Source organism: Soonwooa sp. T0.1_25 (assembly GCF_057652215.1).
This window is the reverse complement of the sequence record NZ_JBYFBZ010000082.1, coordinates 1-278: the sequence shown is the minus strand read 5'-3', so window position 1 is coordinate 278 and position 278 is coordinate 1. Positions and strand designations below refer to the sequence as shown.

General features: G+C 25.2%; 1 protein-coding gene. It reads right to left on the bottom strand.

Annotated features, from left to right (window positions below):
• Positions 1–86: 86 nt before the first annotated feature.
• A partial coding sequence (locus AC23MB_RS14435) for a hypothetical protein (RefSeq protein ID WP_487787664.1) occupies positions 87–278 on the bottom strand: 192 nt, incomplete at its 5' end.

Genomic DNA, 278 nt, shown 5'->3' with positions numbered 1-278 from the left:
AATTTTAGATTTCCGATTTTTAATTTAGAATTATGAATTATGAATTATGAATTATGAATTATGAATTATGAATTATGAATTATGAATTATGTTTTGCAGCATATGGAATTAGTTGTTTGAAATCTTTTGTTTCCTTTTGTGATCATGCTTCTAATAGAAGTTTGTTTTTCCTCATTAAGCTTTGCGCCTTTGGTTTCCTTAAAAATAGTAGTGATAATTAAAAACCTTAGTTTCGCTTTGCGATAAAATCTCTTTTGATTATTAAGTATAAAGGCAGA